The following is a 20,054-nucleotide window of genomic DNA, read 5'->3' as shown; positions in this document are numbered from 1 at the left end:
TTGTAATTTTGACCATCGAAATTCGATGATCCGCCCGCGGCGTAATGTTATTGAAATCTATGTAACAAAAGACATCGCACCGCGCCGGGTTAACGAGGATAAAGGTAAGTGCGGCGTTTTGCATCGCAACATTCTGTTGCATTTTTTCCGTCGAATCGGAGCGTTGATTTTATTGATTTTTTTTGAGCATACCCGACGACGTACGATCGGCCAACCTGCATCAAAGAGGGGCTTGACAAATTGAAATTTGCTTCAATTTGGTGATTCAAGCACAAAAATGAATCGCTGCAGCGCCCCGCCAAACCTTTCAAATATCTTTCATTTTTACTTACCAATTGCTTTCATTTTTGAGAAAACGGCGGGCATGCACCCCTGATTGATCGAAATGAAAATGAAAGCTTTTCGGCCTGATTTGTCAGCGGCTCGGGCAGCATAACGCCGTTCTCGCGGCACGGTCCACCCCCGGCACATCACAGCCGGGCGGCCAACCGTGCGCCCTGATCGATCGCGCGTTTCGCATCGAGTTCGGCGGCCACGTCCGCCCCGCCGATCAGGTGCACCGTCACCCCGGCTTCCGTCAGTGCGGCTTGCAGGTCGCGGCGCGGCTCCTGCCCGGCGCACAGCACGATGGTGTCGGCTTCGATCAGCGTCGGGCGCTCGCGCTTTTCGCCAAACGTGACGTGAAGGCCCCGCGCGTCGATCCGCTCGTAGTTGACGCCGCCGATCATTTCGACCGCCTTCATCTTCAACGTGGCGCGGTGAATCCAGCCGGTGGTCTTGCCCAGGCCCTTGCCGAGCGGTGCGGGCTTGCGCTGCAGCAGCGTCACGCGGCGCGCGGCCGGCGCCACGGTGGCCGGCCCTACCCCGCCGCGCGCCACGGCCGGGTCGGTCACGCCCCACTCGGCTCGCCAGGCGGCCGGGGCGAGCGCCGTCGACACGCCCTCGTGCACCAGGAACTCGGCGACGTCGAAGCCGATCCCGCCCGCCCCGACCACCGCCACGCGCTCCCCCACCGGCTTGCCGCCGGCCAGCACGTCCACGTAACTCAGCACGTTCGGGCCGTCGCCGCCGGGAATGCGCGGGTCGCGCGGGCTCACGCCGGTTGCCAGCACCACCTCGTCGTAGCCGCCCGCAATCAGGTCGGCCGCCCCGACGCGCCGCGACAGATGCAGTTCCACGCCGGTCAGCTCGATCTGCCGCCCGAAATAGCGCAGCGCCTCGTGGAACTCCTCCTTGCCCGGCACCCGCTTGGCCAGATTGAACTGGCCACCGATCTCCGCCGCCGCCTCGAACAGCGCCACCCGATGGCCACGCTGCGCCAGCAAGGTGGCGCAGGCCAGCCCGGCCGGCCCCGCGCCCACCACCGCGATGCGCTTCGGGCGAACCGTCGGGCGATAGTCGAGCAGAGTTTCGTGGCATGCGCGCGGATTGACGAGGCAGGACGCGATCCGGTTCTTGAACGCGTGATCGAGGCAGGCCTGATTGCAGCCGATGCAGACGTTGATCTCGTCGGCGCGGCCGCTCGCGGCTTTCGCGACGAACTCGGGGTCGGCCAGGAAAGGGCGCGCCATCGACACCATGTCGGCACAGCCGTCGGCCAGCAGTTGCTCGGCAACGTCGGGCCGGTTGATGCGGTTGGTCGTCACCAGCGGAATGCCGACCTCCCCTTTCATCTTCTGCGTGACCCAGCCGAACGCGCCGCGCGGCACCGAGGTGGCGATGGTCGGCACGCGCGCCTCGTGCCAGCCGATGCCGGTGTTGATCAGCGTCGCGCCGGCCCGCTCGACGGCCTTCGCCAGTTGCACCGTTTCGGCCCAGTCGCTGCCGTCGGGGATCAGATCGAGCATCGACAACCGGTAGATCAGGATAAAGTCGGGGCCGACCGCCTCGCGCGTGCGCTCGACGATTTCGACCGGAAAGCGCATGCGGTTCTCGTAACTGCCGCCCCAGGCATCGTCGCGGTGGTTCGTATGGCGCGAGATGAATTGATTGATCAGGTAGCCCTCGGAACCCATGATCTCCACGCCGTCGTAGCCGGCCTCGCGCGCGAGCATCGCGCAACGCACGAACGCGCGGATCTGCCGCTCGACGCCGGCCGCCGACAGCGCGCGCGGCGTGAACGGCGAAATCGGCGATTTGATCCGCGAGGGCGCGACGACCAGCGGGTGATAGCCATAGCGGCCGGTATGGAGGATCTGCAACGCGATCTTGCCGCCTTCGGCCTGCACCGCGCGCGGAATCGCGCGATGCCGCCGCGCCGCGCCCGTACTGGCCAGCGTGCCGCCGAACGGCTTGGTCCAGCCGGCCAGGTTGGGCGCAAAGCCGCCCGTCACGATCAGGCCCACGCCACCGCGCGCGCGTTCGGCGAAATAGTCGGCCAGGCGCGGCAGCGTCTTGCCGCTGTCCTCCAGGCCGGTGTGCATCGAGCCCATCAGGACGCGGTTGCGCAAGGTGGTGAAGCCGAGATCGAGCGGGGCGAGCAGGTGCGGGAACGGAGTCGTCATGATGGCGGGGGCGCTTGGAATGCCCTCGATCCTAGGCGGCATGCGGCTTGAGCGTGAGGGGTCAAACAGCCATAATGCTTGTCATTTGTGGCCAAATCGACTCAATGACACGCGCTCCGTCCAAGGACAGCCTGGGCTTGCGGCGGCCGACCATCCCGGTCGCCTACCCGCGCCTGCTGCTGCAGGTATTCGCCGAGCGCGGCCTCGAAGCCGACGCGGTACGGGCCGGCACCGGCCTGCGCGACGCCGTGCTGGCGCAGCCCGATGCACGCGTCGCGCCGTCGCAATGGGCGCGGCTCGTGCTGAACGCGATCCGGCTGACCGGCGACGAAGGGCTGGGCTTCGAGCTTGGCGCGCGGCTGCGCCCGTCGGCGCACGGCTTTCTCGGCTACGCGACGATGACGGCGCCCGACCTGCGCACCGCGTTCGCGGTCAACGCGCGCTACTTCCGCACCCGCAACCGGCAATACACGCTCGCCTATGCCGAACAGGGCGACGGCGCGACGCTGACGCTGTCCGGCGTACAGGCCAGCCCGGTGCTGCGCCATCACACGATGTTCGAATTCGTGCTGACCGGCCTCGCCCAGAGCCTGCCGCTGCTGACGGGCCGCGGTGCGGCGCCGCTCGAATTGCGCTTCGCGTGGCCCGAACCACCGTGGTTCGCCCGCTATCGCGACCGGCTGCCGCCGGTGCGCTTCGATTGCGACGCCTGCGCGCTGTGGGTCGCCCGCGAGGCGCTCGATTGGCCGCTCGCGATCGCCGACGAGGTCGCGCACCGGCAAGCGCTCGCGCAGGTCGAGCGCGAATACGCGGCGGTGCGGCAGGACGAAGGGGATTGGCTGGAGCGCGTGCGCGCTGAGCTGGTGGCCGATGCCGATGGCTACCCCGGCCCGGATGCGCTCGCACGGCGGCTGCTGGTTTCCACGCGCACGCTGCGCCGACGGTTGGACGAAGCCGGCGCCGGCTACCGCGAGCTGCTCGACGAAGCGCGCTACCGCGACGCGCGGCAACTGCTGCACGCCTCCGACCTCGATTTGAAGACGATCGCCGAGCGCCTGCAATTCAGCGACCCGGCCAACTTCACGCGGGCGTTTCGCAAGTGGGCCGGCATCACGCCGAGCGCGTACCGGCGCGAGCGCTGACCCGCCTCGCGCGCTTACTCCGGCGGCATAAAAAACGCCGCCCGAAGGCGGCGCCAATACGATGCACTACGGGGATAGTGCGTCGTCATGTCAACAACACGGAGATGCCAAGCGCAACAAAAAGCCGTCACGTGACAGGCGTTAGTGTCCGGGATCGCACGCGTGCGCGCCATGCGAAAAATCCGATTTTTAGATGAGGAGCTTTCGCGATGCTTCGAGCGCGACGCTCGCCGCCCCCAACAAAAAGCCAACGCCAGGCACAGATTCGGAATCGTCCAATTGCCTGGCACCCGGCGCTTGCCGAAAATCTGACGCTGTCTGTATTCCACTGCGCCCCTCGGCGTGCCCCTCCCCTCGCATTTCCAAGGCCCGAAACCGATGCCCAGCTCTCACGACCGCCCGCCCCGGGACAGCGCCCGCCGCACCTGGAATCAGGCACCTGGCTGGGTCGACTGGAATCCCTCGCGCGACGTGCCGAACTGGACCGGCGGCCGCGTCACGCTCGACGGCCGCTTCAGCGCCGACGAACTGCTCGCGATCCTCGCGCTGGCCCGCCACGCACAATAAACAACCCGCATGAAAAACGCCCCGCTCGACAGCGGGGCGTTTTTCGTTGCTTGCCGCCGCGCCAGGCAAGCGTCAAGCGCGCGCAGTCGCCGGCTGGCCCGTTTGCTGACGCGAGCGGCCAGAGCTCAGATAATCGGCGATCGAATCCTGCGTGACCTCGCCCACGTACGCGCCGTCCGGGTCGAGCACCGGCATCCACGACGACCGGAACTGATACATCTTCGACAGCACGATCCGCAGGTTTTCCTCACCCGACACGGTCGCCGGAAATGCCACGAGGCGCTCGCCGCACGTACCGGCTGCGCCGCGCGCCGTGCGCCGCGCCACGAAGCCGAGCGCGCGCTGCGCATCGTCGACCACGGTCAGATAGCGGCTGTCGTTCTCGTCCATGATCGTGAACGCGTCGGCCAGCAAGGTATCCGGGCGCGCGGTGGGTGGCTGCGTGGCCGCATCGCCGGCCTTCACCAGCAGCAGGCGTTTGAGCGTGCTGTCGGCGCCGACGAACTGGCCCACGAACTCGTCCTTCGGATGCGCGAGCAGCGTGTCCGGGTGCGCGTACTGCACGAGCTGGCCGCGCCGGAACACGGCCACCCGATCGCCGAGCTTGATGGCCTCGTCGATATCGTGGCTGACCATGATCACGGTCTTCTTCAGTTGCCGCTGCATCTGGAAGAACTCGTTCTGGATCGATTCGCGGTTGATCGGATCGACTGCACCGAACGGCTCGTCCATCAGCAGCACCGGCGGATCGGCGGCCAGCGCGCGCACCACGCCGATCCGTTGTTGCTGGCCGCCCGACAGCTCGCGCGGATAGCGCTTCAGGTAAAGCTTCGGATCGAGCGCGACCATCGACATCAATTCGGTCGCGCGCTCGCGGCAGCGCTTCTTGTCCCAGCCGAGCAGGCGCGGCACGACCGTGATGTTCTCCTCGATCGTCATGTTCGGGAACAGCCCGATCTGCTGGATCACGTAGCCGATCTGGCGGCGCAGATCCACTTCGTTGAGCCCGGTGGTGTCCTCGCCGTTGATCAGCACGCGGCCCGAGGTGGGCGCGATCAGGCGGTTGATCATCTTCAGCGTGGTGGTCTTGCCGCAACCGGACGGCCCGAGGAACACGCAGATTTCGCCTTCCGGCACGGTCAGGCTCACGGAATCGACGGCACGCACCGGCTGGCCGCCCTTCTGCGAGAAGGTCTTCGTCAGTTGGTCGAGTTCGATCATGTTTTCTGCACTCCCTTCGGTGTCAATGCGCGCTGCAGCCATTGCAGCAGCAAGTCCGCGACGATCGCGAGCACGCTGACCAGCACCGCGCCCACCAGCAGCTTCATCATGCTGCTCTGTCCGATCGCCCGGACGATCAAGGTTCCCAGGCCGCCCGCGCCGATCACGGCGGCAATCGTCATCACGCCGATGTTCATCACCACGGCGGTTCGCACGCCGCCGAGAATCACCGGCACGGCCAGCGGCAAATCCACCAGCCGCAGCCGCTGCCACGAGGTCATCCCGATGCCGATGCCGGCCTCCTTGATGCCCGCGTCGACGTTCTTCAGCGCAAGGTAGGTATTGCGCATGATCGGCAGCAGCGAATAAAGAAACACGGCGGTGATCGCCGGCACCGCGCCGATGCCCTGGCCGAAGCGCGAGAACACCGGAATCATCAGCCCGAACAGCGCGATCGACGGCAGCGTCAGGATCACGGTGGCCACGCCCAGCAGCGGCGCGGCCAGCCATTCGTGGCGGTTGATCACGATGCCGAGCGGCACGCCGGCCAGGATCGCGCAGCCCACCGCGATGCCAACCAGGTAGATATGCTGCAAGGTCAGTTGAATCAGCTCCGGCCAGTTGGCAGCCAGATAAGCTTGAAGCGTCATGGTCGCCTCCGGATCACGGTAAGGGATGCGTGTGCAGGAAGTCGGTCGCGACCTGTTGCACCGACACCCCATCGATATCGACACGCTTGTTCATTTCCAGCATCACGTCGCTGTCGAGCGCCGCCGACAGCGCGTTCAACTGCGCGGCCAGCTTCGGATTGCGCTGGAGCACGGACTCGCGCACCACCGGGGTGGCGTTGTACGGCGGGAAGAAATGCAGATCGTCTTCCAGCGGCACGATGCCGAAGCCCTTCACGCGGCCGTCGGTGGTGTAGACGAGGCCGATCGTCAACTGGTTGTTGTGGAGCGCCGTGTACACGAGGCCCGAATCCATCTGCTTGGTTTCGGAGCGGCTGAAATGCAGGTGGTAGGCGGCTTCCAGCGGCACCAGGCCGTCCGGGCGGTTGGCGAACTCGGCATCCATTCCGAACGTGTGGCGCGTGCCCTTCGGGTCGCCGGCCAGCTTCGCGGCGAGTTGCGAGATGGTTCGGATACCGGTCTTTTTCGCGGTCTCGGCCGACAGCGCCAGCGCGTAGGTATTGTTCAACGGCGACGCGTTGAGCCACACCAGGCCGCGCGGCGCATCCAGCGCCTTGACGCGTCGATAGGTTTCATCGGGCGAGAGCTTCTCCTTGATCTTGTCGTAGACCGCGGCGGCCGTGCCCGTGTAATCCCACATCACGTCGATCTGGCCGTTCTCGAGCGCGCTGCGCAGCAGCACCGAGCCGAGGCCGGTGCGCGTCTCGATCGTGTAGCCACGCGAGCGCAGATACTGCGTGGTGATCTCGGCCAGCACGTATTGCTCGGTGAAGTTCTTGCCGCCGACGTTCAGCGTCTGCGCATGGGCCGGCGTGCCGACCAGCGCGCCGAGCGGCGCCAGCATGGCGATCGCCGCGAACTTGCGAGCCGAGGCGAAACGCGCGGCGGTGCCCGCGCGTCGCGCCGGGAGAATCGATGCGGACTGCGTAGCAAGCGCGAGCCTGCGCAACAGCGTGCGAATGCGTATCAGAAAGCTCATGCCGCACCTCCGTTACGCGCGATCACATGCCGGCTGCCGGCCGCGACGATGCCATCGAGCAGCAGCGCGAGCACGGCGGTGGACGCCGCCCCGAGCAGCAGCATCTGCTGGTTGTCGAGATAAATGCCCGGGAAGATCAGCGTGCCGAGGCTGTCGGCGCCGATCAGGTAGGCGAGCGGCGCGGTGCCGACGTTGATCGCGAGCGCCGTGCGCACGCCGCCGACGATGATCGGCAGCGCGTTCGGCAGCTCGACGCGCATCAGCGATTGCCACGGCGTCATGCCGAGGCCGCGCGCCGCCTCGCGCAACGAGGCCGGCACGTTGCGCATGCCTTCGTAGGCGTTGCGCGTGATCGGCAGCAGCGACGCGAAGAACAGCGCGATGATCGCGGGCACGTCGCCGATGCCGAAGATGCCGAGCGCGATCGCCAGCACCGCCAGCGACGGCACGGTATTGCCGATGTTGAACACCTGCATGAAGCGTTCGGCCTGGCGCGCCAGCGCCGGGCGGCTCAACGTCACGCCGGCGGGAATGCCGACGAGAATCGCGAGCGCCATCGAGTAGCCCACGAGCATCAAATGCCGGCCCGTGTAGTACACGAGATCGCCCGAGTGCTGCCGCCAGGTATCGATGCCGATCGCGTTGGCGATCCAGCCGATCAAGGCGACGGCGATTAACAGGCTGCCCGCCAAACGGACAGTGCGTCGAGTCATGAGATACGCCTCCTTTTCGAAACGGCGCACGCGAATGGCCGCGCGCCGCGAGCACGCCAAAAGGCGTCGCGAATGGAAGGTACGGATCCCGGTCATGCCGGGATCGAACCGACAAAAACGGCATCGGAGCCGAACGGCGCAAACCGTTAGGCATCCTGCGTGAACGCAACCGCGTTCGTTAGATTGTCATGTTCAGCACGGATAGCGCGCGTGCGCTGCCCAGGCCAAAGGCACCATCTTGCGATGGCAGGGATGCGGCCGCACGAACGTGCCGGCACCGCAGGAGCAGGACGCTCCGATCGATGGGAAGGATGAACCGACTTTCACACTTGCTGCGATCGTGCACTTATCGGTGTGCAACGCGCTGTGAAAGTCGAAAACCTGGACCGCAGTATAAGGGCAATTTCGAGAAAGCGTCTACCCTTCGGGGTCCGATCCCGTAGGATCGGCACCGTCGCGAAGCGGCGTGCGCAACGGCCTTGCGGTGCTCGATCGCGCCGAAATATATAATGAGGATAGCCAACCAAATTGCCTGAAATGCCTTCAGTGGCAAGGCATTCGGGATTGTCCCTGGTGCTCGGGAGGGGCGGGCCTCGCAGCAGGCACGCCGCCGTACGTTACGCGCGAAAACAGCGGCAAACGATGAGGAAAAAATTTCGCGATGCGAAGCGGCAACACGCGAAAAAATCGCCAAAACCACGGCTTGGCCGCATGCTGCAAGGCTGCGACCCAGCCGGGAACGCGCATTGCTTGTGCATCGGATTCAGATATTTTCGGCCGGATCGTTGCGCAGCGCTTCGCGACGCGCGCCGCCATCGAGCCAGGGCGCGATCTCCATGTCCTCGTAGCGCACCAGGCGGCTCTTGCGCAGCAGCCGGTAGCCGAGCCAGATCGCCAGGAACAGTGGAATGCCGACATAGGTGGCGATCACGCCGACCCAGTCGATCCGGCTCGACAGGAAGGCCTGATAGTCCTGGCCGAGCGCGATCACGATGCAGAGCACGAACGCGAAGATCGGCCCGTAGGGGAACAGCTTCGAACGATACGGCAACTGCCCGGGCGCGAAGCCCTGCTTCTCGAAGCCCTTGCGGAAGCGATAGTGGCTGACCGCGATGCCGAGCCACGCGATGAAACCCGTCATGCCCGAGGTGTTGAGCAGCCACAGGTACACGGTCTTGTCGCCGAACAGCGAAGAGAGAAACACAGCGCGCCCACCGCCGTGGTGGCATACAGCGCGTTGCGCGGCACCCCGCCCTTCGACAGCTTCGCGAACACGCGCGGCGCGCGGCCCTCGGTGGCGAGGTTGTAGAGCATCCGCGTCGACGCATACATGCCCGAGTTGCCGGCCGACAGCACGGCGGTCAGGATCACCGCGTTCATCACACCGGCCGCGAACGCCAGGCCCGCGTGACGGAACACCAGCGTGAACGGGCTCACGCCCACGTCGGTCACGTCGCTCTTGAGCAGGCTCGGGTCGGTGTACGGCACCAGCATGCCGATCACGAAGATCGCGAACACGTAGAACAGCAGGATGCGCCAGAACACCTGACGCACCGCGCGCGGAATGGTGGTGCGCGGGTTCTCCGATTCGCCGGCCGCGATGCCGATCAACTCGGTGCCCTGAAACGAGAAGCCGGCGATCATCGCCACCCCCATCATCGCCGGCAAGCCGCCCGCGAACGGCGCGTCGCCGATCGCGAAATTGGCCCAGGCCGGCGACGGGCCGCCCGTCAGGATGCCGAAGATCATCAGCAGGCCGGTGGCGATGAACGCCAGCACCGTGACCACCTTGATCAGCGCGAACCAGTATTCGGCCTCGCCGAAGCCGCGCACGGTCATCACGTTGAGCAGGAACATCAGGCCGAGGAACAGCGCGCTCCACCAGATGCCGGGCACCTGCGGGAACCAGTAATGCATGACGAGCTGCGCGGCCACCAGTTCCACCGCGATGGTCACCGCCCAGTTGTACCAATAGTTCCAGCCGAGCGCGAAACCGAAACCCTCGTCCACGTATTTCGCGCCGTAGGTGGCGAACGAACCCGACACCGGCATGAACGCGGCCATCTCGCCGAGGCTCATCATCAGGCAGTAAACCATCACGCCGATCAGCAGATAGGCGAGCATCGCGCCGCCGGGGCCGGCCTGCGAGATCGACGCACCGGACGCGACGAACAGGCCGGTGCCGATCGAGCCGCCGATCGCGATCATCGTGAGGTGGCGCGCCTTGAGGCTGCGCTTGAGCTGGGGGGTGGACGCGGAGGGAGACGTGGAGTGCGGTGCGGGTAATGACATATCGAACTGGCAAGGGGCAGGCGGGCGGCGCCCCGCTTGGCCGGCCGCAACCGCCCGGATGGGGCGGCCGGGCCGCCGGCAGGCGCCGGCGCGGCTCGCGCGCGGCTCGGATTCTACCCGAATCGGGATGCTTGCCGCCCTGCCTTGCCGCCGCGCCCCGCGTGGTTACAATACTCGTCAAATCCCGGATAAAACGTCCAATATGACCCAGAAGTCCTCCCCGTCCGAACAGGCGTCGCTGATCGAGCAGATCAACACGATCGCGCAGGGGCTTGGCGAGATGTTCGCGCCGTTCACCGAAGTGGTCGTCCATGACCTGCGCACGCCCGAGAATTCGATCGTCGCGATCCACAACAATCTGTCGGGGCGCGCGGTCGGCGATCCGACCACCGAGCTGGGCCTCGCGCGCATCGCCGACGACGATTACCCGTCGGTGCTGGCGAACTACGCGAACCGGTTCGCCGACGGCCGCACGGCCAAGAGCACCTCGATCGGCATCAAGGACACCCAAGGCCATTACGTCGCCGCGCTGTGCCTGAACGTCGACGTCACGCTGTTCCGCGGCATCCAGGGCGTGCTGAACCAGTTCTGCCAGACCGGCGCCGACCCGGTTGGCGAAACGCTCGACCCGGCCAATGCCGACGCGATCCGCGAGCGGATCGACCGTTTCGCGATGACGCTCGCCACCACGCCGCGCTCGCTGAAGACCGAGCAGCGTCGCGCGCTGATGCAGGTGCTGAAGGAAGACGGCTACCTGGAAGTGCGGCGCGCGATGGAGATCATCGCGCAGCACCTGGGCGTGTCGCGGGCGACCGTCTATAACGACGCAAAATGAGCCTCGGCCGGGCGCGTCGCCGCATCGTTATGATTTTGTAAGACTGTAGGAATCTGCCTACATCTTTAAGCGAATCACCTACCCCACTTTCGTCTGACGCCGATTTCACCGGCTCCCCCGGCTCGGCATACTCGTCAGATGGATTCCAATCTCCTCCGCGTATATGTCGTCGAGCCGGCCGTTGCGATCCGCAAGCGGATCGCCGCCCTGCTCGAACCGTTGGCCGGCGTCGCCGTCGTCGGCGAATCGGAAGATCACGCGGTGGCGTTTGCCGGGATCGTCTCGAGCCATGCTCACGTCGCCGTCATCGAGCTGCGCCTGCCGTCCGGCAGCGGGCTCGAACTGCTCGGCACGCTCGCGCGTTTCGCGCCGCACGTCGTCACGGTCATCCTCACCAATCTGTCCGGCCCCGCCTTTCGGGCCGCGAGCCAGAAAGCCGGCGCCCATTACTTCTTCGACAAAACCACCGAGTTCGAGCTGGCCTGTCGCACCATCGACACGCTCGCCCACGCGCGCCGCCGCCAACCTCTTCGCCGAGCCAACTATGCTGACTGATACGATGCCCGCTACGAACGCTCATGAGCCGCCCACGGCGTCCGTCCAGTTCGATGCGCCGAAGCAGCCGGGCGCACGGTGCTCGAGTTGCGCGACCCGCAACGTCTGCATGCCTGCGACGTTCACGAATGCCGAATACCGGCGGCTCGACGCCATGATCTGCACCACGCGCCACGTCAAGCGCGGCGATGCGCTGTTCCGCGCACACGATCCGTTCACGAGCCTCTATGCGGTGCGCACCGGTTCGTTCAAAACCCTCGTCGTGCATCGCGATGGCCGCGAGCAGGTCACCGGCTTCCAGATCACCGGCGATACGCTCGGCCTCGACGGCGTCAGCGAAAGCGAGCATCACTGCAACGCGATCGCGCTCGAAGACAGCACCGTCTGCGTGATTCCATTTGCCCAGCTGGAAGCCGCCTGCCGCGAAATGCGGCTGCTTCAGCAGCATGTGTATCAGATGATGAGCGGCGAGATCGTCCGCGAATCGCGCGTCATGATGCTGCTCGGCACGATGACGGCCGAACAGCGTGTGGCGTCGTTCCTGCTCAATCTGTCGGCACGCTTCAAGGCACGCGGCTATTCGGCGGCCGAATTCAATCTGCGCATGACACGTGAGGAAATCGGCTGCTATCTCGGCATGACGCTCGAAACGGTCAGCCGCATGTTGTCGAAGTTTCAGCGCAACGGCCTGATCGATTCGCGCGGCCGGCAAATCACGATTCACGACGCGCAAGGGCTGGTGCAGGTCTGACGTCCGCCTCGGTGCGTTGCGCGGCGCCTCTCAAAGCGAGAACGCCCCGGGCAACAGCGCCTGCGCCGTCGTCTGCCGCACATCGCCGCGCAAGTTCGCCAGCACCACCGGCAACGCCGGCCCACCCAGCTCCATCATCACCTGCCGACAGGCGCCGCACGGCGCGATCGGCCCTTCCGTCTCCCCCACTACCGCCAGCGCCGTGAAATCGCCGGGCCGACAACCGGCCGCGATCGCCGCGAACAACGCCGTGCGTTCGGCACAATTGCACAGCCCATACGCGGCGTTCTCCACATTGCAGCCATGAAAGATCCGGCCGTCGTGCGTGGCCAGCGCCGCGCCGACGCGGAACCGCGAGTAAGGCGCGTAGGCGTGCTCGCGCGCCTGCGTGGCCGCGTCGATCAAGGTTTGGGGGTCCATCATCTCGATTGCCTCTCGTGTCGGGCACGGCGGGGCTTGCCGTGCCCCGCATCGTAACGGCTGCGATACGCGAACGCACGTCGTCCGGCAACGGCACGCTAGAGGTCGAGCACCACGCGCACCGGCGCATCGCCGGCCGCGCAGGCCGGCCGGGCCACGCAGGCGAGCGCTTCGCCCGGCCCGACGTCGGCGTCGGGCGGCTGCGGGTAGCACACGCCGCCTTCGAGCACGCGCACCGTGCAGGTGCCACACGCGCCGACCCGGCAACTCGACAACGCGTCGATGCCGCGCGCCTCGGCCAGTTCGAGCAGGGAACCGTCCGACGGCGACCAGTCCGCCGTCACACCGCTGCGGCGGAATTCGACGACAGCCGACGAGGCCGATGCCGCTTCGGCTGCCGGCACGTCAGCCGCGACCGCAGCATCCGGCGTGCGGGCGCGCCGCGGCACGCTCGACGGCCCGAACGCCTCGTAATGAATTCGCGCCTCGGGCACTTCGAGCGCGCGCAGGCCTTCGACCATCTCGGTCATGAACGCCGACGGGCCGCAAATATGGAAATCGTAGGTATCGAACGGCAGCAAGCGGCGCAGCGCATCAATGCCGAGGCGGCCGGCATGATGGCCATCGCCACCGGCCGGCGCGGGCTGGCTGTCGAACAGATGCACGGTCAAGGTCGGATCGCGGCGCGCACAATCGGCCAGTTCGTCGACGAACGGCCGGTCCGCCGCATGGCGCGCGCCGTGAAAGAACACCACGCGCGGCGCAACGGGCCCTTGCGACGCCGCCGCGCGTTCGCGCAGCATCGCGAGCATCGGCGTGATGCCGATCCCGGCCGACAGCATCACAACCGGCCGCGCGCCGGCGCGATCGAGCCGGAAAGTGCCGCCCGGCCCGCGCGCCTCGATCCGGCTGCCCATCTGCAACATCTCGTGAAGCCGCGACGAGCCGGCGCCATCGCGTTTCACGCTGATGCGCCAGGTCGGGCCGCCTGCCGCGTCGGACAGCGTGTAGCTGCGCACCAGCGGCGCAGCCTCGCCCGGCATCGGAATACGCAGCGTCAGGTGCTGGCCGCCGTCGTGGCGCGGCAGCGGCGCGCCGTCGGCGCGTTCGAAATGGAACGAGCGGATACCGGGGGCCTCGTCGCGCGTCGCGACGACGCGCAGGGTGAACCAGGCGGTTGCCTGGGTCGCCTGGGTCGCCTGGGTTGCAGCGGCCGCTTGTGTCGCGGCGGTCGCCCGCGTCGACACATCGACCGCACCCGCTTCCGCCTTGGCCGGCGCGGCAACCCGCGCCACCGCAGCGCTCGCGAACTGCGGCGCCAACTCCGCCTCCGACCACCGGAACGGCAACGCCGCCTCGCTGCGCCGCACCTCGCGCAACCGGTAGCGCACGAGCCGCTGCGCGCCCTCGAACGCGGCCAGATCCGGCCCATCCCAGACGATCTCCGCCTCCGCCGCCACATAGAGCAAGTCGCCGCGCGCGAAATCGACGAACAGCAACCCGGCGCGCGGATTCGACACGAAATTGCCGAGCGTGTTGAAGAATCGGTTGCCCGCGTAATCGGGCACGGTCAGCGTGCGTTCGTCGTCGACGCGCACGAAGCCCGGTGGCCCGCCGCGATGCGAGACATCGACGCCGCGCGCCACCCGCGCATCGGCGTCGAGATTGGCGCTGGCCACGAAGAACGTATCGGCCCGCGCGATCAGCTCGCGCTCGGCCTCGCCGAGCCCCTCGGCACGGCGCAGCGGCGGCGCGCGATGCGGCAGCTCGACCGGTTCGGGTGTGCGGCGCTGGATGTACTTCGGGCAATTGCCGAAACTTTGCGTGACGGCAATCGACATGGCAGTGCCGTCGATCGAGGCGACCGTGCCGTTGACGCGATTGCGCCGCCGCGTCGGCAGCTCGATGCCGAGCCCGCCGAACGGCGCGCCCGGCTGCCACGCGTCGGCTAGCGGGTCGTCGCGCAACGCGCCGCCCTGCAGGCGCAGCGTCCGCGCATCGGGCGAATCGACGAAACCCGGCTCGCCCGCGCGCAATGTGGCCCAAGGCTGACCGTCGCGATCGATGCCGCCCACCACGAACCACGGCAATTGCGCGTAGAAGGTCCGGTGTTGATCGGGCATGAACGCACGAATGCCGACCCGTCCCGCCGCATCGGCGAACTCGTCCACCCCGGCCTGCCGCTGCACGGCCAGCTCGCCGGCATGAAACGGCGAGCCGTCCGGTGAACCGGCGGCCTCGCGTCGCGCGTCGGCGGCAGCCGGCGTACGTTCGATCGTGCTGGTGGCATCGCTCATCGCACTGGCTCCCGGTCAATGAACTCGACGCGCGGCGCGGCTCAGGCCAGCGCCGGCGACTTGCGCATGCCGACGAAGCCCGGCAGCGCCTCGACGCGTTCGAGCCAGGCACGCACGTTCGGATACGGCGCGAGCGACACGCCGCCTTCCGGTGCGTGGGCGATATACGAATAGCCGGCCACGTCCGCGATAGTGCGCGTCTCGCCGAACGCGAAGCGCCGGCCGGCCAGTTCCTTGTCGAGCGTGACCAGCAGCTTCTCGGCGGTCCCGACGGCTTTGGCGTGATCGAACGGCGCGTTGAACAGTGTCGCCAGCCGCGCGGCGCACGGGCCGTACATGATCGGCCCCGACGCGAGCGCGAGCCAGTGCTGCACGGCAGCCGCGCCGGCCGGGTCGTCCGGCAGCCACGACGCGTCGCCGTAGCGCTTGGCCAGATAGACGAGGATCGCGGTGGAATCGGCCAGCACGACATCGCCATCGACGATCACCGGCACCTGCGCGAACGGGTTCAGCGCGAGAAACGCGGCCGAATGCTGTTCGCCCTCGGCCAGATTGACGTCGATCAGCTCGTGCGGCAGGTCGAGCAGCGACAGCATCAACTGGGCGCGATGGGCGTGGCCCGAAAGCGGTGCGCGGTACAGGCGGATCGGGGCGGCGGGGCGAGCGGCGGACGACATGACAACTCCATGGGATAGACGATTCGGTTCGTGGGTCGCGGTGGGCTGAACCTCCCCTGCGACGTGTAGCGACAGACTAAGCCGGCTGCGTCGTTCATGAAAGATGGATAATCAGCGAAATACAATCCATCAAGACTGGACAATCACCGTGATCGACATCCGCAACGTGAATCTGAACCGGCTGGCGGTGTTCGCGGCCGTGGTCGAAACCGGCTCGCTGACGGCCGCCGCCACGCGGCTCGGCATCGCCAAGACGATGGTCAGCACGCACATGCAGCGGCTGGAGGCCGAAACCGGGGCGAACCTGCTGGTGCGCACCACGCGGCGGCTCAGCGTGACCGAGGCCGGGCGCACGCTCTACGAGGCGACGCGCGAGATCCTCGGCACGGCCGAAGCCGCGTTCAGCGCGATCGCGGGCGACGCCGGGCCGCTGCGCGGCGGCCTGCGCGTCAGCGCGCCGATCGATTACGGCGCGCTGGTGGTGGCGCCGGCGCTGGTCGCGCTGAACCACACGCATCCCGAGCTCGATATCGAATTGATTTGTGAAGACCGGCTCGTCGATCTGGTGGCGGAGCGCATCGACCTGGCCGTGCGGCTAGGCAAGCTGTCCGATTCGAACCATCGCGCGGTGCGGATCGGTGGCTTCGAGCGCTGGATGGTGGCGAGCCCCGCCGCGATCGCCCGCTTCGGGCTGCCCCGGGAACCGGCCGCGCTGCTCGACTGGCCATATGCGACGCTATCCTCGATGCAGCGGCTCGAACTGCCGCTGCAGCACGACGACGGCACGCGCATGCGGCTGCGCTGCCGGCGGCGCTTCGCCTCGAACTCGACGCCGGCCGTGCGCGCCGCGCTGCTGGCCGGCTGCGGCTTCGGCACCGCCACCAGCTTCGCGGTGGAACACGACGTGGCGACCGGCGCGCTGGTGCGGCTGCTGCCCGACTGGTCGCTGCCGAAGGCCGATATTCATGCGATCTACCCGTCCACGCATCATCCGTCGGCGAAGGTGCGCGCGGTGATCGAGGTGCTGAAGACACGGCTCGGCGGTTGAAGCGGCGCGCCTCAGTTGCCGGCCGGTTCCGCCTCCTTGCCCGCGCCGCCATCCGCGCCATCAATCGGGCCGCCAACCTGGCCGCCCTGCGTTCCCCCTCCGCTCCGCGATCCGCATCGAACATCGCCAGCGTGCCGAGCAGCACGCGGCGGCAGTTGCGCACCATCCGCTCCTCGGGATCGCGATAGCCGGTCAGCAGCCACGACGCACCGGCGTTGGTCATCGCGCCCACCAGCGCGAGGCCGGTCAGCCGTGCATCGGCGCGCTGCTCGGGGTCGTCGGGATCGGTCACGCGCGCGACCGCGACGATCTGCCGGCCGAATTCAAGCAGGTTGCGCTGGTACGTGATGTCGGTTTCGGCGCTGACGCCCATCACTTCGAGCAGCAGCACGCGCGCCGCGCAGGTGTCGCGCAGGAACGCGAAGAACGCGCGCAAGCCGGCGTCGACGCGCACCTCCAGCCCGTCACCGGCCGCGTCGAGCGCCGCCGCCACCGCCTCGCGCAAGCGCACCGCGTGATGCTGATAGGTGGCCTGCAACAAGGCGTCGGTGCCGTCGAAGGCCGCGTAGAAGTAGCGGTCGTTGAGCTTCGCCTCCTGGCAGATCGCGCGCACCGTGGTCTTGCGAAAGCCGAGCGTGCCGAACAGGCGCGTGCCGGCCCCGATCAGCGCGTCGCGCCGCTCGGCGGCTCGCGCCTCGGGCGCCACGCCGCCATACGGGCGGCCCTTCCGGCCGGTTTCGAGGGGTTTCTCCATTCCGTTATTTGACATCATTCACTGTCATCATTAAATTGGTGACGCTCAACACCACATTTAAGCCGCGATTCGGCAGGGCGGCAAGCCCCGGGAGGCAAGCGATGAAGGATTTTTCGAACAAGGTTGCCGCGATCACCGGGGCCGGCTCGGGCATGGGGCGCAGCCTCGCCGTGGAGCTTGCCCGACGCGGCTGCCATCTCGCCCTGAGCGATATCAATGAAATCGGCCTCGCGCAGACGGTGGCGCTGTGCAATGCGCACGGCGTGCGCGTGACCTCGCAACGGCTCGACGTGGCCTCGCGCGAGGCCGTGTTCGCCTGGGCCAAGGCGACGCGCGAGGCGCATGGCCGCGTCAACCTGGTGTTCAACAATGCGGGCGTGTCGTTGGCCGCGCCGGCCGAAAGCGTGTCGATCCAGGATTTCGAATGGATCATGGGCATCAATTTCTGGGGCGTGGTGCACGGCACCCAGGCCTTCCTGCCGTACCTGCACGAATCGGGCGACGGCCACGTGATCAACACCTCCAGCCTGTTCGGGCTGATCGCGATGCCGACGCAAAGCACCTACAACGCCAGCAAGTTCGCGGTGCGCGGTTTCACCGAGGCGCTGCGCATGGAACTGGAGCTGGAGCGCGCGCCGGTCAGCGCGACCTGCGTGCATCCGGGCGGCGTGGCCACCAATATCGTCAACGCGTCGCGCGTCGATGAACGCATCCACGCGCTGACCGGGCAGGACCCCGACACGCACCGCCGCGCCTCCAACAAGCTGATTACCGCCACCACGGCCGACGCGGCCGCGCAGCAGATCCTGGCCGGCGTGGAGCGCAACGCGCGGCGCGTGCTGGTGGGCGCCGACGCGCGCCGCCTCGACCGCCTGTCACGGCTGTTCGGCTCGGCCTATCAGGGCTTCGTGCTGCGTTTCGTGCGTAAATCGCGGGATCGCAATCTGCAGCGCCACGGCGCGGGCCGCACCGGCGCCGCCTCGTCCAACACCACCAGGGATGCCGCATGAACACCACCACCGGCTGGCAGCCGTCCGCGACGGCCCACGAGAACGCGCCCCCCGCGTCGCGCACCGCGAGCGGCGGCGAAGCACCGGCGTCGCAGCGCACCGATTTCGATGTGCTGATCATCGGCGCCGGGTTGTCCGGCGTGGGCGCGGCGTGGCACCTGCGCGAGCGCTGCCCGTGGGCCAGCTACGCGATCCTCGAAAGCCGCGACGCGATCGGCGGCACCTGGGACCTGTTTCGCTACCCCGGCGTGCGCTCGGATTCCGACATGTTCACGCTCGGCTACAGCTTCCGCCCGTGGCACAGCGACAACGCCATCTCCGACGGCGCGACCATCCTCGACTACATCCGCGACACGGCGCGCGAATCGGGCATCGACCGCTCGATCCGCTACCGCCACCGCGTGACGGGTGCGAACTGGAATTCGGCGGCGGCGCGCTGGCTGGTGGACGTGACACGCACCGACGGCGACCACACCGAAACGCTGCGCTTCACCTGCCGCTTCCTCTACATGTGCAGCGGCTATTACGACTACGAGAACGGCCACGCGCCGAGCTGGCCCGAGATGGACAGCTATCGCGGCCGCATCGTCCATCCGCAGCACTGGCCGCAGGATCTCGATTACGCCGGCAAGCGCGTGGTGGTGATCGGCAGCGGCGCGACCGCCGTGACGCTGGTGCCGTCGATGGCGCAGCAGGCCGCGCACGTGACGATGCTGCAGCGCTCGCCGACCTACATCGTGTCGATGCCGGCGCGCGACAAGCTCGCGATGCGCCTGCGCCGCTGGCTGCCGGCCGGCCTCGCGCACCGGCTGGTGCGCGCCAAGAACGTGATGCTCGCGATGTACGTGTATCGCGTGGCGCGCAAGCGCCCGGACGCCGCCAAGCGCTTCATCCTGCGCGCGGCCCAGCGCCAGTTGAACCCCGGCTTCGATATCGGCAAGCACCTGACGCCGCGCTACAACCCGTGGGACCAGCGCCTCTGCCTGGTGCCCAACGGCGATCTGTTCAAGGCGCTGCGCGGCGGCAGCGCGTCGATCGTCACCGACGAGATCGACCGCTTCACGCCGGGCGGCCTGCAACTGAAAAGCGGCGAGACGCTCGACGCCGACGTGATCGTCACGGCCACCGGCCTCAAGGTGCGCATGCTCGGCGGCGCGACCGTGAGCGTGGACGGCCGCCCGGTCGAGTTCGGCGAGGCCGTCTCGTACAAGGGCATGATGGCCAGCGGCGTGCCGAACCTCGCAACCTCGTTCGGCTACACCAACGCATCGTGGACGCTGAAGGCCGAGCTGATCGCGCTGTACGTGTGCCGGCTGCTCAACCACATGCGCGAGAAAGGCTACGACAGTTGCACGCCGACGCTCGACGCCGCCGCGATGTCGCTCGGCCCGGCGGTCGACCTCAGTTCCGGCTATATTCAGCGGGCCGCCGCGCTGCTGCCGCGCCAGGGCGCGCGCAACCCGTGGAAATCGCATCAGAATTACGCCCGCGACCTCGCGCTGCTGCGCTTCGGTTCGCTGACCGACAGCGCGATGCATTTCTCGCGCCGGCCGGCCGAGCCGGCCACCGGCCGCACCGCTTCCGAATCCGTCCGATAAGA

Annotated in this window: 16 protein-coding genes and 2 pseudogenes; 8 read left to right on the top strand and 10 right to left on the bottom strand. The window is 67.4% G+C overall.

All coding sequences use genetic code 11. The annotated features are described in order from the left end of the window. Positions 1-470: 470 nt before the first annotated feature. Positions 471-2,504, bottom strand: a complete 2,034-nt coding sequence (locus AB4851_RS08975; protein ID WP_414446894.1) for an FAD-dependent oxidoreductase — start codon at positions 2,502-2,504, stop codon at positions 471-473. A gap of 104 nt (positions 2,505-2,608) precedes the next feature. Here AB4851_RS08975 and AB4851_RS08970 point away from each other — a divergent pair, with 104 nt between their 5' ends. Next, positions 2,609-3,646 (top strand): AraC family transcriptional regulator, encoded by a 1,038-nt coding sequence (locus AB4851_RS08970; protein WP_414446893.1) that lies wholly within the window; start codon positions 2,609-2,611, stop codon positions 3,644-3,646. 378 nt (positions 3,647-4,024) lie between these two features. Beyond that, positions 4,025-4,213, top strand: a complete 189-nt coding sequence (locus AB4851_RS08965; RefSeq protein ID WP_414446892.1) for a hypothetical protein — start codon at positions 4,025-4,027, stop codon at positions 4,211-4,213. A gap of 72 nt (positions 4,214-4,285) precedes the next feature. On the opposite strand, the gene AB4851_RS08960 is transcribed toward AB4851_RS08965, so the two are convergent. The 5 genes and pseudogenes from AB4851_RS08960 to AB4851_RS08940 form a co-directional block, all read right to left on the bottom strand. Continuing rightward, on the bottom strand, positions 4,286-5,434 hold the full coding sequence (locus tag AB4851_RS08960; RefSeq protein ID WP_414446891.1) for a betaine/proline/choline family ABC transporter ATP-binding protein: 1,149 nt from the start codon (positions 5,432-5,434) through the stop codon (positions 4,286-4,288). Continuing rightward, positions 5,431-6,084, bottom strand: a complete 654-nt coding sequence (locus AB4851_RS08955; RefSeq protein ID WP_414446890.1) for an ABC transporter permease — start codon at positions 6,082-6,084, stop codon at positions 5,431-5,433. The genes AB4851_RS08960 and AB4851_RS08955 overlap by 4 nt, the downstream gene beginning before the upstream one ends. A 13-nt stretch (positions 6,085-6,097) precedes the next feature. Next, positions 6,098-6,967: a glycine betaine ABC transporter substrate-binding protein gene (locus AB4851_RS08950; RefSeq protein ID WP_414449156.1), complete on the bottom strand. Its 870-nt coding sequence runs from the start codon at positions 6,965-6,967 to the stop codon at positions 6,098-6,100. Between the two features lie 131 nt (positions 6,968-7,098). After that, positions 7,099-7,815 carry an ABC transporter permease gene (locus AB4851_RS08945; protein ID WP_414446889.1) on the bottom strand — a complete coding sequence of 239 codons (717 nt, stop codon included), beginning with the start codon at positions 7,813-7,815 and terminating at the stop codon, positions 7,099-7,101. A gap of 763 nt (positions 7,816-8,578) precedes the next feature. Beyond that, positions 8,579-10,107, bottom strand: a pseudogene (locus tag AB4851_RS08940) (amino acid permease). A gap of 202 nt (positions 10,108-10,309) precedes the next feature. Between AB4851_RS08940 and AB4851_RS08935 the strand changes: the two are divergent. The 3 genes from AB4851_RS08935 to fnr all read left to right on the top strand — a co-directional run bounded on the left by AB4851_RS08935 (position 10,310) and on the right by fnr (position 12,248). Beyond that, positions 10,310-10,942 carry a transcriptional regulator gene (locus tag AB4851_RS08935; RefSeq protein ID WP_414446888.1) on the top strand — a complete coding sequence of 211 codons (633 nt, stop codon included), beginning with the start codon at positions 10,310-10,312 and terminating at the stop codon, positions 10,940-10,942. A gap of 138 nt (positions 10,943-11,080) precedes the next feature. Continuing rightward, positions 11,081-11,497, top strand: coding sequence for a response regulator transcription factor (locus tag AB4851_RS08930; RefSeq protein ID WP_414446887.1), 417 nt, complete (start codon positions 11,081-11,083; stop codon positions 11,495-11,497). Between the two features lie 4 nt (positions 11,498-11,501). Continuing rightward, positions 11,502-12,248 carry a fumarate/nitrate reduction transcriptional regulator Fnr gene (fnr, locus tag AB4851_RS08925; RefSeq protein ID WP_414449155.1) on the top strand — a complete coding sequence of 249 codons (747 nt, stop codon included), beginning with the start codon at positions 11,502-11,504 and terminating at the stop codon, positions 12,246-12,248. 30 nt (positions 12,249-12,278) lie between these two features. On the opposite strand, the gene AB4851_RS08920 is transcribed toward fnr, so the two are convergent. The 3 genes from AB4851_RS08920 to AB4851_RS08910 all read right to left on the bottom strand — a co-directional run bounded on the left by AB4851_RS08920 (position 12,279) and on the right by AB4851_RS08910 (position 15,642). Beyond that, positions 12,279-12,668, bottom strand: coding sequence for a cytidine deaminase (locus AB4851_RS08920; RefSeq protein WP_414439945.1), 390 nt, complete (start codon positions 12,666-12,668; stop codon positions 12,279-12,281). A gap of 98 nt (positions 12,669-12,766) precedes the next feature. Then, the gene (locus tag AB4851_RS08915) at positions 12,767-14,965 is read right to left on the bottom strand and encodes a pyridoxamine 5'-phosphate oxidase family protein (RefSeq protein ID WP_414446886.1); all 2,199 of its coding nucleotides are present in this window, start codon (positions 14,963-14,965) and stop codon (positions 12,767-12,769) included. 41 nt (positions 14,966-15,006) lie between these two features. Continuing rightward, positions 15,007-15,642: a glutathione S-transferase family protein gene (locus AB4851_RS08910; protein ID WP_414446885.1), complete on the bottom strand. Its 636-nt coding sequence runs from the start codon at positions 15,640-15,642 to the stop codon at positions 15,007-15,009. A 148-nt stretch (positions 15,643-15,790) separates the two neighbouring features. On the opposite strand from AB4851_RS08910, the gene AB4851_RS08905 reads away from it, so the two are divergent. Further along, positions 15,791-16,690: a LysR family transcriptional regulator gene (locus AB4851_RS08905; protein ID WP_414446884.1), complete on the top strand. Its 900-nt coding sequence runs from the start codon at positions 15,791-15,793 to the stop codon at positions 16,688-16,690. Between the two features lie 127 nt (positions 16,691-16,817). Here AB4851_RS08905 and AB4851_RS08900 read toward each other — a convergent pair. Continuing rightward, a pseudogene (locus tag AB4851_RS08900) lies at positions 16,818-17,444 on the bottom strand (TetR/AcrR family transcriptional regulator); the annotation flags it as partial. Between the two features lie 101 nt (positions 17,445-17,545). Here AB4851_RS08900 and AB4851_RS08895 point away from each other — a divergent pair. Next, positions 17,546-18,454, top strand: a complete 909-nt coding sequence (locus tag AB4851_RS08895; RefSeq protein WP_414446883.1) for an SDR family NAD(P)-dependent oxidoreductase — start codon at positions 17,546-17,548, stop codon at positions 18,452-18,454. Then, positions 18,451-20,052, top strand: coding sequence for a flavin-containing monooxygenase (locus tag AB4851_RS08890; RefSeq protein WP_414446882.1), 1,602 nt, complete (start codon positions 18,451-18,453; stop codon positions 20,050-20,052). Before AB4851_RS08895 ends, AB4851_RS08890 begins: the two co-directional genes overlap by 4 nt. Positions 20,053-20,054 lie beyond the last annotated feature (2 nt).

The sequence above is a fragment of the Burkholderia sp. 22PA0099 genome (assembly GCF_047497165.1).
In the GTDB taxonomy this organism is placed as follows: Bacteria; Pseudomonadota; Gammaproteobacteria; order Burkholderiales; family Burkholderiaceae; genus Burkholderia.
The sequence above is the reverse complement of the archived record's forward strand: the minus strand, read 5'-3'. Positions and strand labels throughout refer to the sequence as shown.

Excerpts from the sequence above, each read along its gene's own strand:
- AB4851_RS08975 (WP_414446894.1), bottom strand. The coding sequence starts at position 2,504 with ATGACGACTCCGTTCCCGCACCTGCTCGCCCCGCTCGATCTCGGCTTC.
- AB4851_RS08970 (WP_414446893.1), top strand. The coding sequence starts at position 2,609 with ATGACACGCGCTCCGTCCAAGGACAGCCTGGGCTTGCGGCGGCCGACC.
- AB4851_RS08965 (WP_414446892.1), top strand. The coding sequence starts at position 4,025 with ATGCCCAGCTCTCACGACCGCCCGCCCCGGGACAGCGCCCGCCGCACC.
- AB4851_RS08960 (WP_414446891.1), bottom strand. The coding sequence starts at position 5,434 with ATGATCGAACTCGACCAACTGACGAAGACCTTCTCGCAGAAGGGCGGC.
- AB4851_RS08955 (WP_414446890.1), bottom strand. The coding sequence starts at position 6,084 with ATGACGCTTCAAGCTTATCTGGCTGCCAACTGGCCGGAGCTGATTCAA.
- AB4851_RS08950 (WP_414449156.1), bottom strand. The coding sequence starts at position 6,967 with ATGCTGGCGCCGCTCGGCGCGCTGGTCGGCACGCCGGCCCATGCGCAG.
- AB4851_RS08945 (WP_414446889.1), bottom strand. The coding sequence starts at position 7,815 with ATGACTCGACGCACTGTCCGTTTGGCGGGCAGCCTGTTAATCGCCGTC.
- AB4851_RS08935 (WP_414446888.1), top strand. The coding sequence starts at position 10,310 with ATGACCCAGAAGTCCTCCCCGTCCGAACAGGCGTCGCTGATCGAGCAG.
- AB4851_RS08930 (WP_414446887.1), top strand. The coding sequence starts at position 11,081 with ATGGATTCCAATCTCCTCCGCGTATATGTCGTCGAGCCGGCCGTTGCG.
- fnr (WP_414449155.1), top strand. The coding sequence starts at position 11,502 with ATGCCCGCTACGAACGCTCATGAGCCGCCCACGGCGTCCGTCCAGTTC.
- AB4851_RS08920 (WP_414439945.1), bottom strand. The coding sequence starts at position 12,668 with ATGGACCCCCAAACCTTGATCGACGCGGCCACGCAGGCGCGCGAGCAC.
- AB4851_RS08915 (WP_414446886.1), bottom strand. The coding sequence starts at position 14,965 with ATGAGCGATGCCACCAGCACGATCGAACGTACGCCGGCTGCCGCCGAC.
- AB4851_RS08910 (WP_414446885.1), bottom strand. The coding sequence starts at position 15,642 with ATGTCGTCCGCCGCTCGCCCCGCCGCCCCGATCCGCCTGTACCGCGCA.
- AB4851_RS08895 (WP_414446883.1), top strand. The coding sequence starts at position 17,546 with ATGAAGGATTTTTCGAACAAGGTTGCCGCGATCACCGGGGCCGGCTCG.
- AB4851_RS08890 (WP_414446882.1), top strand. The coding sequence starts at position 18,451 with ATGAACACCACCACCGGCTGGCAGCCGTCCGCGACGGCCCACGAGAAC.